Source organism: Stenotrophomonas sp. Y-13 (assembly GCF_046267925.1).
Taxonomy (GTDB): Bacteria; Pseudomonadota; Gammaproteobacteria; order Xanthomonadales; family Xanthomonadaceae; genus Stenotrophomonas; species Stenotrophomonas acidaminiphila_A.
Genome location: NZ_CP176501.1, coordinates 2,160,024 through 2,172,069, shown reverse-complemented (window position 1 = coordinate 2,172,069; position 12,046 = coordinate 2,160,024). Strand labels below are relative to the sequence as shown.

The window sequence follows — 12,046 nt, the reverse complement described above, 5'->3', positions numbered from 1 at the left end:
TTGTTTCCGGGGAATCAGGGGCCGGCCCAGGCCTCCACTTCCTCGACGAAGCGCAGCACGTCGCGGTAGCGGTTGTACATCGGGGTCGGGGAAATGCGGATCACGTCGGGTTCGCGCCAGTCGCCGAGCACGCCGACCGACTGCAGGTATTCGAACAGCGAGCGTCCCTGTTCGCGCCCGCCGGCCACGCGCAGCGACAGCTGGCAGCCGCGCCGCGCGGGCTCGGCGGGGGTGATGATCTGCAGCACGTTGGGCAGGCGCGCGCGGACCAGGGTCTCCAGGTAGCCGGTCAGGCGCAGCGACTTGGCCCGCAGCGCCTGCATGCCGGCCTGGTCGAACAGCTCCAGCGACGCGCGCAGCGGCGCCAGGCCGAGCACCGGCGGGTTGCTCAGCTGCCAGCCTTCGGCACCGGCTTCGGGCACGAACTCCGGCGCCATGCGGAAGCGCGTGGCCTGCTCGTGGCCCCACCAGCCGGCGAAGCGCGGCAGCGTGGTGTCGTGGGCGTGGCGTTCATGCACGAAGCAGCCGGCGACCGCGCCCGGGCCGCCATTGAGGTACTTGTAGTGGCACCACACCGCGAAATCGGGGGCGACCTCGTGCAGCGCCAGCGGCACGTTGCCGACCGAGTGCGCGAGGTCGAAGCCGATGTTGGCGCCATGCGCGCGTGCCAGCCGGGTGATCGCCTCCAGGTCGAATGCTTGCCCGGTGCGGTACTGCACGCCGGGCCACAGCACCAGCGCCACGCGCCGGCCGTGCTCGGCCATTGCCTGCTCGATCGCGGTCATCGACAGCGTGCCATCGGCTTCGTCCGGGCGGACTTCGATCAGGTCGGTGGACGGGTCGAAACCGTGGAAGCGGATCTGCGCCTCGACCGCGTGGCGGTCGGTGGGGAACGCGCCGGCTTCCATCAGGATCGCCGGGCGCTCGCGGGTAGGCCGGTAGAAGCTGACCATCATCAGGTGCAGGTTCACGCTCAGCGTGTTCATGGCCACCACTTCCAGCGGCTGCGCGCCGACCACGCGGGCCAGCTGGTCGCGCACCAGGCGGTGGTAGTTCATCCAGTGGGTCGGGCCGGTGAAGTGGCCCTCGACGGCGATGCGCGCCCACAGGTCCATGACCTCCTGCACCATCGCCTGTGCGCCGCGCGGCTGCAGGCCGAGCGAATTGCCGACGAAGTAGGCCTGGTCGGCGCCCTGGTGCTGCGGAAACAGGAACTGGCCACGCAGGTGGCGCAGCGGATCGGCGGCATCGAGCGCAGTGGCATGGGCCGGGGACAGGCGTTCGTTCATCGGGGCGCGTGCATTGAAAACGTGCCCGCAGTGTACCGCCCGCTCGCGGCACGCGGTTGCCACCGGGGCCACGGCCAGGCGCCCGCGCCTGGCCGTGGCTGCCGGGCGCGGCTCAGTCCTGCACGGCCGGCAGCGGATGCACTGTGCCGCAGGCCGCGCAGGTGCGATGCGCCAGCGAGGAATGGAAGCGGTCGAACACCTTGGGCAGGTCGGTTTCGATGTTGCCCAGGTGGAAGAACTCCTCGTACAGCTTGTGGTTGCACTGCTCGCAATGCCAGGCCACGCCGTCGAGCTCGTGCGGCAGGCGCTTGCGCTCGACCACCAGGCCGATGCCGCCGGGCGGGCGCCGCGGCGAATGGTGCACCCGTGGCGGCAGCAGGAAGATCTCGCCGGCACGGATCGGGATGTCGCGCACCCGCCCGTCTTCCTGCACCTTCAGCACCATCTCGCCCTCGAGCTGGTAGAACCACTCCGGGCCTTCGTCGTAGTGGAAGTCGGTGCGCGCGTTGGGGCCGCCGACCACCATGACGATGAAGTCGCCGTTGTCGATCATCCGGTTGCCCACCGGCGGCTTGAGCAGGTGGCGGTTGTCCTCGATCCAGGCGTGCAGGTTGATCGGCGCGGCGAGCATGGTCGGTTCCTGTCGGTCAGTCGCGCCGGCCCTGGCGCGGTACGAAGGCCAGGGCGTTTTCGTAGGCCTGCTTGAGGTCTTCGGCCGCGCCCACGTCAATGCCCATCTCGCTGACGCGTCCGTCCTTCAGGCTGTAGACCCAGCCGTGCACCATCAGCTTCTGGCCGCGGGCCCAGGCATCCTGGACGATGGTCGAGCGGCACAGGTTGGCGACCTGCTCGATCACGTTCAGCTCGCACAGGCGCGCATGTCTGAGCTCGTCGTCCTCGATTGCGTCCAGGATCGCCGCGTGCTTCTGCACCACGTCACCGACATGGCGCAGCCAGTTGTCGGCCAGGCCGACGCGGGTGTTGTGCAGGCAGGCATGCACGCCGCCGCAGCCGTAGTGGCCGACGATCAGGATGTGCTTCACCTTCAGCTGGTCCACCGCGTACTGGACCACGCTCAGGCAGTTCAGGTCGCTGTGCGCCACCACGTTGGCCACGTTGCGGTGCACGAATACCTCGCCCGGCGCCATGCCGATGATCTGGTTGGCGGGCACGCGCGAGTCGGAGCAGCCGATCCACAGGTATTCGGGGTGCTGCTGCTTGGACAGCTGCTGGAAGAAATCGGGGTCCTCGCGGGCGATCCGGTCGGCCCATTCGCGGTTGTTCTGCAGCAGCTTGCGGATGTCTTTCATTTCGGGTGTTCCTGACGTTGAGGGGTGGAAGGCGCGGCGGTGGCCGCGTCGTCGGGAAACGGGGCGTTCAGTGGCCCGCGGCGGCCTGTTCGCGGTAGCGGCGCATCCACTGCGCCAGCTCCCGGGAAGCGGGGCCTGGCAGCCGTTCCAGCGCGGCGATCACCGCCTGCTGGTTGGCGTCCGGTTGGTTCTGGCTCATTTTCAGCTTGATCTGGACCTGCTCGACCTGGAAGCGGAAGCCGACGATGCCGCGCAGCTGGCGGCGCTGTTCGTCGCGCTCCGGTGCGAAGCGCCAGTCCTGGCCGACGCCGGCCTCGAAGCGCGCGCTGAGCGCGCCGACCAGTGCGGCCAGCGCGTCCTCGCCGTCGAAGGGTTGCAGGCGGCCGCGCAGTTCGGCGCTGGCATAGTTCCAGGTCGGCACGCGCGCGGCCGCTTCCTGGTGCGCACCCCGTCCAAGGGATGCGCCCTCCGGGCCAGCCTGCGGCTGTCCAGCGCCGTTCCCGACGGCGTTGTCCGGATACCAGCTCGCCGACACGTAGCCGTGCGGGCCATCGACCAGCACCTTGGCCGCGCCGGCATGGCGCGCCTGCGGGTTCGCCCGGGCCCAGTGGCCGAGCAGTTCAATGCGTTCGCCGTCGCGCCGGTACAGTACCGGCAACCGGGTCAATTCGGGCAGGCCGTCGGCGCCGGTGGTCAGCACGGTGACGAACGGATCGCGCTCCAGCAGGCGATCCAGCCAGACCAGATCATGCTCGGCGAAGGCGCGTGGGGTGAACATCGGTCGCTCAGGCGCGCCCGCCCAGCGACTGCACCATGCGTCCGCGCAGCTCGGCGTCGCTGCCGGCCTGCGGTGGCTGGACTTCATGTAGCGAGAAGCCGCGCGCCAGCGCGTCCTCCTCGTCCAGCCCGTCCCAGGCGACGAACTCGGCGTCGAACAGCTGCGCGCGCGCGGTGTCCTCGCTGTCGTAGCTCAGGGTATTGCCGTCGCTGTCCAGCACCTCGGCGGTGCCGGCCGGGCGCACGCGCAGCCGCGCCCAAACCAGGGTGGTGCCGAGGCTGGCCAGCCACCACTGGTCGGCGCAGGTGTCGATGTCGTTCATTTCAGTACCAGGGAATAGAGCCAAAGCAGTCCGGCCATGCCCAGCCCGGCCCAGATCACCCACAGCGCGATCCGCGCCGGGGTGGCCAGGCCGCTGAGCGCGCGGTCGTCGAGCGCGCGGTAGGCGCCGCCGACCAGCCAGCGCAGTGCCTTGCCGTCGAGGAAGGCGAAATCGCCGAAGCCGGCGGCGACCGCCGGGTGGCGGTCACGGACATGCACCAGGGTGAGCGGCCAGAAGATCAGGAACGCACTGAACCCGGCGATGGCCACGCCGACGAAGCACAGGGCGAGGAAGAGCGTCATGGCAGGAGTGAGTGAAAAGGAGTGAGAAGTGAGAAACAGCGGCTGCTGCCCACTGCCGGGAGGTCTGCTTTTTTCTCTCTTCTCACTTCTGTTTCCTCACTTCTGCTCCTCAGAATTCCGCCGAGCCCGGCGCGCGCGGGTAGGGGATCGCATCGCGGATGTTGGACAGGCCGCAGACGTAGACCACCAGCCGCTCGAAGCCCAGGCCGAAGCCGGCGTGCGGTACCGAGCCGTAGCGGCGGAAATCGCGGTACCACTGGTAGTGCTCCGGATCCAGGCCGAACTGCGCCATGCGCGCGTCGAGGATGTCCAGGCGCTCCTCGCGCTGGCTGCCGCCGATGATCTCGCCGATGCCCGGGGCCAGCACGTCCATCGCCGCGACGGTCCTGCCGTCGTCGTTCAGGCGCATGTAGAAGGCCTTGATGTGCTCGGGGTAGTTGGTCACCACCACCGGGCGGCCGACGTGTTCCTCGGTCAGCCATCGCTCGTGCTCGGTCTGCAGGTCCAGGCCCCACTCGACCGGGTAGTCGAACTTCCTGCCCGACTTCTGCAGCAGGCTGACCGCATCGGTGTACTCGATGCGCTCGAACGGCGCGTTGACGAACGTCTCCAGGCGGGTGATGGCGTCCTTCTGCACGCGCTCGGCGATGAAGGCCATGTCGTCGGCGCGCTCGTCGAGCACCGCGCGGAACAGGTACTTCAGGAAGTCCTCGGCCACGCGCGCGTCCTCGGCCAGGTCGGCGAAGGCGATCTCCGGCTCCACCATCCAGAACTCGGCCAGGTGGCGGGTGGTGTGGCTGTTCTCGGCGCGGAAGGTCGGACCGAAGGTGTAGACCTTGCTCAGCGCCAGGCAGTAGGCCTCGACGTTGAGCTGGCCGGACACGGTCAGGAAGGTTTCCTTGCCGAAGAAGTCGCGGCTGAAATCGATGCCGCCGTTCTCGCCGCGCGGCAGGTTGGCCAGGTCCAGGGTCGAGACGCGGAACATCTGCCCGGCGCCCTCGGCGTCGGAGGTGGTGATGATTGGCGTGCTGATCCAGTAGTAGCCGTTCTCGTGGAAGTAGCGGTGTACGGCCTTGGCCAGGCAGTCACGGATGCGGGTGACCGCGCCGAACAGGTTGGTGCGCGGGCGCAGGTGCGCCACTTCGCGCAGGAACTCCGGTGACATCGGCTTGGGCTGGATCGGGTAGGTCAGCGGGTCCTCGACCCAGCCGACGATCTCCAGGTTTTCGCCCTGGATCTCGAAGCTCTGGCCCTTGCCCTGCGACTTGACCAGCTTGCCGGTGGCGATGACCGAACAGCCCGGGGTCAGGCGCTTGATGTCGTCGAAGTTGGCCAGCGCGTCGGTGGCCACGACCTGGATCGGGGCGAAGCCGGAGCCGTCGCTGACATTGACGAAGGCCAGCCCGTTGGAGGCACGGACCGTGCGAACCCAACCGCGAACCGTGACTTCTCCGCCTTCCGGGATCTTCCCGGCCAGGGCGTGCGCAACGCTGACCACCGTCATGACTTGAATCCTCTGCTGATCGACTCGATCTATGAACGCGGAATTCTAGCGGCTGCGCGGCCGGACAGGCGAGGGATCCGCCATCCGGGGCCGGTACAGCCGGGTTTTCCTATAATCGCCCCGCAATCCCCGGAGTCGCTTGCCCATGGCCATCCACCTCACCCCTGTCGCCTTCGCCCGCGTGCAGCGCTTCGTCGCGCAGACCCCCGGCGCGCTGGGCCTGCGTTTCGGCGTGACCCGCACCGGCTGTTCGGGCTGGGGCCACACCACCGACCTGGCCCGTGAGCAGCGCGAGGACGACACGGTGTTCGAGCAGGACGGCGTGCGCATCTTCGTCGACGCCCAGAGCCTGGCCCTGGTGGACGGCACCGAGATCGATTACGGCAAGCAGGGCCTGAGCGAGACCTTTTTGTTCAGGAATCCGAACGCCACCGCCGAGTGCGGATGCGGCGAGAGCTTCACCACCGACGCCGACAAGGCCTGATCCGGCGTTCCCTCCCGTTGCCGGGTCCGGGCGGCTGCCGGCCGCGGCCCGGACATGTCCATGGCCCGGCGGGCAGGGCCGGGCGGCACCCGGTTCAGGTTGCCCGGTGGTCGCTCGATTGCCCGGTCACCCCATCTGCGCCATAATGCGCGGCTTCCTGCCTTCCGGGGCGGGAGTCCTTGCCCCACCGCGGTCTCAACGGCGGGGGGCTGTCCGGCCCGAGAGGGCTACATCCGAAAGGTAGAAAAACATGAGTCGTCATTACGAAGTCGTGTTCCTGGTCCACCCGGACCAGAGCGAACAAGTCCCGGCCATGGTCGAGCGCTACAAGGCGCTGGTCGAGGGCGGCAACGGCAAGATCCACCGCCTGGAAGACTGGGGCCGCCGCCAGCTGGCGTACCCGATCCAGAACCTGGTCAAGGCCCACTATGTTCTGATGAACATCGAAGCCGACCAGTCGGTGATGAACGAACTGACCGAAAGCTTCCGTTTCAACGACGCCGTGCTGCGCAACCTGGTCATCAAGCGTGACGAGGCCGAGACCGAGCAGTCGCTGATCATGAAGAGCAAGGACGAGAAGGGCGACAAGCCCGAGCGTGGCGAGCGCCGTCGTCGTGACGACGAAGAAGCTGCCAATTCCAACAATGAAGAAGCCGGCGACGACGCCGCCTCTGCCGAATAAGGAGTCAGCTCATGTCCAAGTTCTTCCGTCGCCGCAAGTTCTGCAAGTTCACGGCTGAAGGTGTGAAGGAGATCGATTACAAGGATCTCAACACCCTGCGCCAGTACCTGACCGAGAACGGCAAGATCGTGCCGAGCCGCGTCACCGGCACCAAGTCCAAGTACCAGCGTCAGCTGTCCACGGCGGTCAAGCGCGCCCGTTTCCTGGCGCTGATCCCGTACACGGACAACCACGACGTCTGAGTGCAGAAGTAAGTGCGGCGCATGCGCCGTAGAAGTGAGGAGTGAGATGTTTTCTCTCGCTTCTCACTCCTCTTGACTCACTCCTGACCCCACCCGTCCATTCGGACAGCAAGCGTTGCGGTGTCCTGCGGGGCATCGCTAACGAATAACGGAGCAAGAAAATGAAGCTGATTCTGCTGCAGAAGGTGACCAACCTGGGCAACCTGGGCGACCTGGTCGACGTGAAGCCGGGCTACGGCCGCAACTTCCTGGTGCCGCACGGCAAGGCCGTGCCGGCCACCGAAGCCAACGTTGCCGCCTTCGAAGCCAAGCGCGCCGAGTACGAAGCCAAGGCCAAGGCGTCGCATGACGAAGCCGAAGCCCGCGCCGCCAAGTTCGCCGACGCCAGCGTCACCATCGGTGCGCATGCCTCGACCGAAGGCAAGCTGTACGGCTCGGTCGGCCCGCGCGACATCGCCGAGGCCTTCACCGCCGCCGGCCTGCCGCTGGAAAAGAGCGAAGTCATCCTCGGCGAGGGCGCTTTCCGTGCCGTCGGCGAGTACGACGTGCTGATCAAGCTGCACGCCGACGTGGAAGCCACCGTCAAGGTCATCGTCGAAGCCGACGCCTGATCCCTGCGGTTCACGTTGTACCCGGAACGGGCGCCGCAAGGCGCCCGTTCTTTTTTGTCCGGTCGCGCGCCGCCCGGCCGCGGCCGGCCCCGGGCTGCCCGGGCCCCGCGCCACGGTGGAAGAGGGGCTTATACTCCCCGCAGACTGCTGTTCCCAAGCCCCGATTCCCCGCAGAACCCACGGTGCCGCCCCCCGGCCCGGCACTGGAACCTTGCCTGCCCCATGCGTCTATCCACGATCAAGCTCTCCGGTTTCAAGTCGTTCGTCGATCCCACGACGCTGCACCTGCCGACCAACATGACCGGCGTGGTCGGGCCCAACGGCTGCGGCAAGTCCAACATCATCGACGCGGTGCGCTGGGTGATGGGCGAGAGCTCGGCCAGTCGCCTGCGTGGTGACTCGCTGACCGACGTGATCTTCTCCGGCTCGGCCGGGCGCAAGCCGGTGTCGCAGGCCACGGTCGAGCTGATCTTCGACAACACCGACCACACCATCGCCGGCGAATACGCCTCGTTCAACGAGATCTCGGTCAAGCGCACGGTCAGCCGCGACGGCAGCAGCAACTACTACCTCAACGGCACCAAGTGCCGGCGCCGCGACATCACCGACCTGTTCCTCGGTACCGGCCTGGGCCCGCGCAGTTACTCGATCATCGAGCAGGGCATGATCAGCCAGATCATCGAGGCGCGCCCGGAAGACCTGCGCGTGTATCTGGAAGAGGCCGCCGGCATCTCCAAGTACAAGGAACGCCGCAAGGAAACCGAGACCCGCATCCGCCACACCCGCGAGAACCTGGACCGCCTGAACGACCTGCGCGAGGAGATCGGCAAGCAGCTCGAACACCTGCGCCGGCAGGCGCGCCAGGCCGAGCAGTACCAGGCGCTGCAGGAAGAGCGCCGGGTCAAGGACGCCGAATGGAAGGCGCTGGAATACCGCGGGCTGGACAGCCGCCTGGGCGGGCTGCGTGAAGCGCTGGCGCGCGAGGAGACCCGGCTGCAGCAGCTGGTGGCCGAGCAGCGCGAAGCCGAGAGCCGGATCGAGACCGGGCGCGTGCGCCGCGAGGAGGCCGCCGAAACCCTGTCCCGGGCGCAGGCCGACGTCTACCAGGTCGGCAGCACCCTGGCGCGGCTGGAACAGCAGATCCAGCACCAGCGCGAGATGGCGCAGCGCCTGCACAAGGCCCGCGACGAGACCCGCCAGGCGCTGGCCGAGCTGGGCCAGCACATCAGTGGCGACGAAGCCCGGCTGGCGGTGCTGCGCGAGGCGGTGGAGAACGCCGAGCCGCAGCTGGAGCAGTTGCAGGAAGAGAACGAATTCCGCCAGGAAGGACTGCGCGAAGCCGAGGCCGCGCTGCACGACTGGCAGCAGCGCTGGGAAGCGCACAACCGCAACACCTCCGAGGCCACCCGCTCGGGCGAGGTGGAGCGCACCCGCGTCGATTACCTCGACCGGCAGATACTGGAGGCCGATCGCCGCCGCGAAGCGCTGCTGGCCGAGCGCGCCGGGCTCGACGTCGAGGCCCTGGCCGAGGCGTTCGAGCAGCTGCAGCTGCAGCACGAATCACAGGCCACCACGCTCGATGAGCTGAACGAGCAGGTGGAGCTGCGCAGGGAGAGCGCGGCGGCACTGCAGGAACGGCAGCGCGCCAGCCAGGCCGAACTGGCCGAGGTGCGCAAGCAGGCGCAGGCCGCGCGCGGCCGCCTGTCTTCGCTGGAAACCTTGCAGCAGGCCGCGCTCGGCCAGGAGCAGGGCGCGGCGGTGGCGTGGCTGAAGGCGCAGGGGTTGGATTCGGCCGCGCGCGTGGGCGAGCGCATCACCGTCGAGAGCGGCTGGGAGAACGCGGTGGAAAGCGCGTTGGGCCAGTTGATCGAAGGCGTGCTGGTCGATGCGCCCGAAGCACTGGTCGATGCACTGGGCGAGCTGGGCGAGGGCCGCATCGCGCTGGTGGCCGATGCCGCGGGCGATGCGGATTTCGCGCCGACCTCGCTGGCCGCGCGGGTGCAGGGGCCACTGGCGATCCGTCGCCTGCTGGCGCGCCTGCATGGCGCCGAGGACCTGGCCGCGGCGCGCGCGCTGCAGCAACGCCTGGGCGAGGGCGACTCGGTCATCACCCGCAATGGCGAGCGCCTGGGCGAGGGCTGGGTGCGGGTGTCGCGGCAGGGCGCGGCCAAGCAGGGCGCGCTGCTGCGCGAGCGCGAGATCGTCACCCTGCGCGGGCAGATCGAGGAACTGCAGGAGCGCGAGGGCGAGCTCGAACGCCAGCTCGGCGCGTTCCGCGAGCAGCTGCTGGCGGCCGAGCAGCAGCGCGAGGAAGCGCAGCGGGCGTTGTACCAGGCACATCGCAGTGCGTCCGAGCTGGCCGGGCAGGTGCAGAGCCAGCGCGGCCGGCTGGAGTCGGCGCGCACCCGCATCGAGCGCATCGAGACCGAGCTTGCGCAGCTGCTGGAAGCGCTGGACGCCAGCCGCGAGCAGGCTGGCGAGGCGCGCGTGCGGCTGGAGGACGCGGTTTCCAGCATGGGCGACCTGGAAACCACGCGGCAGGCGCTGGAGGGCGAACGCCGCCAGCTGACCGAGGCCCGCGACCTGGCCCGCGACGCCGCGCGCAACGTGCGCGACAGCATGCATGCGCTGGCGCTGACGCTGGAGTCGCAACGCGCGCAGATCGCCTCGCTGTCGCAGTCGCTCGAGCGCATGAGCACCCAGCGCGGGCAGCTGGACTCGCGCCTGGGCGAGCTGCATTCGCAGCTGGACCAGGGCGACACGCCGGTGCAGGCGCTGGAGGCCGAACACCAGAACGCGCTGGCCGAGCGCGTGCGCGTGGACCGGGTGCTGGCCGAGGCGCGCGCGCAGCTGGACGGCATCGACGCCGAACTGCGCACGCTGGAGCAGACCCGCCACCAGCGCGACGAGCAGGCGCTGGCGCAGCGCGAGCGCATTTCCCAGCGAAAGCTCGACCAGCAGGCGCTGGTGCTCAGCGCCGAGCAGCTGCAGGCGGCGGTGGAGAAGGCCGGCTTCGTGCTGGAGGACGTGGTCAACGCCCTGCCGGAGGACGCGCGCATCGGCGAATGGGAGCAGGCGGTGCAGCAGATCGACGCGCGCATGCGCCGGTTGGAGCCGGTCAACCTGGCCGCCATCCACGAGTACGGCGAGGCCTCGCAGCGCTCGGAGTACCTGGAATCGCAGCACGTGGACCTGACCACCGCGCTGGAGACGCTGGAAGAGGCGATCCGCAAGATCGACCGCGAGACCCGCGGCCGCTTCAAGGACACCTTCGACCGCGTCAACGCCGGCGTGCAGGCGCTGTATCCGCGCCTGTTCGGCGGTGGCCACGCCTACCTGGAGCTGACCGGCGAGGACCTGCTCGATACCGGCGTGACCATCATGGCGCGCCCGCCCGGCAAGCGCGTGTCCAGCATTTCGCTGCTGTCCGGTGGCGAGAAGGCGATGACCGCGGTGGCGCTGGTGTTCGCCATCTTCCAGCTCAACCCAGCGCCGTTCTGCCTGCTGGACGAGGTGGACGCGCCGCTGGACGAGGCCAACGTCGGCCGCCTGGCCAACATGGTCAAGGAAATGAGCGAGAAGGTGCAGTTCCTGTTCGTCAGCCACAACAAGGCGACGATGGAGGCCGCGCACCAGCTCTCCGGCGTCACCATGCGCGAGCCGGGCGTCAGCCGCCTGGTCAGCGTGGACCTGGAGGAAGCGGCGCGTTTGGCGGGCGCGGCCTGACGTGCCATGCTAGTTGCCTGAACGAACCAGCCGGAGAACCTATCGAATGTCCGACACGGCACTGTTGCGTATCGGCATCCTTGCCGCCGGGCTGCTGCTGATCGCGGCGATCCTCCTGTTCGGGCGGCCGCGGAAGCCGGCGCAGGGCAAGCGCCGCGAACCGGCCGAAAGCGGCGAGCGGCCGCGGCGCGAGCCGGTGCTGGCGGCAGGCGAGGAGGGCGCCGATGCGGTCGCCGTGCCCGAGGCGGACCAGGAGGCCGCCCAGCAGGAGCTGGGGCTGCCGGACGTGGACGCGCCGGGCAGCGAACTGGGCAAGCGCGCGACCCAGGATTTCGACAAGATCGTCTCGCTGTACGTGGCCGCGCGCGCCGGGTTGTCGCTGCGCGGCGAGGACATCGTGGTCGCCGCCGAAAAGACCGGGCTGGTGTTCGGCTACATGAACGTGTTCCACCGCATGGTCGAAGGCCACCCCGAGCGCGGGCCGATCTTCAGCATGGCCAGCATCATGAAGCCGGGCAGTTTCGACATGGCCCACATCCGCGAGATGGAAACCCCGGCCATCGCCTTCTTCCTGACCCTGCCGGCGCCGATGACCGCGCTCGACGCCTGGGAAAAGATGCTGCCCACCGTGCAGCGCATGGCCGAGCTGCTGGACGGCGTGGTCCTGGACGACAGCCGCAACGCGCTGGGGCGCCAGCGCATCGCCCACATCCGCGACGAACTGCGCGCCTACGACCGCCAGCACCAGGCGCCCCCGCTGACCAAGCCGCCGCGCTGGTGAGCGCGCCGCGCTGAC

General features: G+C 68.8%; 13 protein-coding genes. 6 read left to right on the top strand and 7 right to left on the bottom strand.

Annotated features, from left to right (window positions below; translation table 11 throughout):
• Positions 1-14 precede the first annotated feature (14 nt).
• From kynU to asnS, 7 genes are all read right to left on the bottom strand, one after another.
• Positions 15-1,289, bottom strand: a complete 1,275-nt coding sequence (gene kynU, locus ACJ7VY_RS09890; RefSeq protein WP_409475517.1) for a kynureninase — start codon at positions 1,287-1,289, stop codon at positions 15-17.
• A 112-nt stretch (positions 1,290-1,401) separates the two neighbouring features.
• Positions 1,402-1,920 (bottom strand): 3-hydroxyanthranilate 3,4-dioxygenase, encoded by a 519-nt coding sequence (locus ACJ7VY_RS09885; RefSeq protein WP_409475516.1) that lies wholly within the window; start codon positions 1,918-1,920, stop codon positions 1,402-1,404.
• A 16-nt stretch (positions 1,921-1,936) separates the two neighbouring features.
• A complete protein-coding gene (gene can, locus ACJ7VY_RS09880; protein WP_104939048.1) occupies positions 1,937-2,599 on the bottom strand; it encodes a carbonate dehydratase in 663 nt (220 codons plus the stop codon).
• Positions 2,600-2,666: 67 nt separating this feature from the next.
• The gene (locus ACJ7VY_RS09875) at positions 2,667-3,377 is read right to left on the bottom strand and encodes an FMN-binding negative transcriptional regulator (protein WP_313248376.1); all 711 of its coding nucleotides are present in this window, start codon (positions 3,375-3,377) and stop codon (positions 2,667-2,669) included.
• Between the two features lie 7 nt (positions 3,378-3,384).
• Entirely contained in the window at positions 3,385-3,699 is a 315-nt protein-coding gene (locus tag ACJ7VY_RS09870; RefSeq protein WP_104939046.1) for a hypothetical protein, read from the bottom strand.
• Complete coding sequence (locus ACJ7VY_RS09865) at positions 3,696-4,001, bottom strand: hypothetical protein (RefSeq protein WP_161614067.1); 306 nt, start codon at positions 3,999-4,001, stop codon at positions 3,696-3,698. The genes ACJ7VY_RS09870 and ACJ7VY_RS09865 overlap by 4 nt, the downstream gene beginning before the upstream one ends.
• A gap of 109 nt (positions 4,002-4,110) precedes the next feature.
• Positions 4,111-5,505 (bottom strand): asparagine--tRNA ligase, encoded by a 1,395-nt coding sequence (asnS, locus tag ACJ7VY_RS09860; protein ID WP_161614068.1) that lies wholly within the window; start codon positions 5,503-5,505, stop codon positions 4,111-4,113.
• 145 nt (positions 5,506-5,650) lie between these two features.
• On the opposite strand from asnS, the gene ACJ7VY_RS09855 reads away from it, so the two are divergent.
• The 6 genes from ACJ7VY_RS09855 (at position 5,651) to zipA (ending at position 12,031) form a co-directional block, all read left to right on the top strand.
• Positions 5,651-5,989 (top strand): HesB/IscA family protein, encoded by a 339-nt coding sequence (locus ACJ7VY_RS09855; RefSeq protein WP_161614069.1) that lies wholly within the window; start codon positions 5,651-5,653, stop codon positions 5,987-5,989.
• A 250-nt stretch (positions 5,990-6,239) separates the two neighbouring features.
• On the top strand, positions 6,240-6,671 hold the full coding sequence (gene rpsF, locus ACJ7VY_RS09850) for a 30S ribosomal protein S6 (protein WP_104939042.1): 432 nt from the start codon (positions 6,240-6,242) through the stop codon (positions 6,669-6,671).
• A gap of 11 nt (positions 6,672-6,682) precedes the next feature.
• Entirely contained in the window at positions 6,683-6,913 is a 231-nt protein-coding gene (gene rpsR, locus ACJ7VY_RS09845; protein WP_054666474.1) for a 30S ribosomal protein S18, read from the top strand.
• A 161-nt stretch (positions 6,914-7,074) separates the two neighbouring features.
• Positions 7,075-7,524: a 50S ribosomal protein L9 gene (gene rplI, locus ACJ7VY_RS09840; RefSeq protein ID WP_104939041.1), complete on the top strand. Its 450-nt coding sequence runs from the start codon at positions 7,075-7,077 to the stop codon at positions 7,522-7,524.
• A gap of 222 nt (positions 7,525-7,746) precedes the next feature.
• Positions 7,747-11,250 carry a chromosome segregation protein SMC gene (smc, locus tag ACJ7VY_RS09835; RefSeq protein WP_409475515.1) on the top strand — a complete coding sequence of 1,168 codons (3,504 nt, stop codon included), beginning with the start codon at positions 7,747-7,749 and terminating at the stop codon, positions 11,248-11,250.
• A 46-nt stretch (positions 11,251-11,296) separates the two neighbouring features.
• Entirely contained in the window at positions 11,297-12,031 is a 735-nt protein-coding gene (zipA, locus tag ACJ7VY_RS09830) for a cell division protein ZipA (protein ID WP_312347256.1), read from the top strand.
• Positions 12,032-12,046 lie beyond the last annotated feature (15 nt).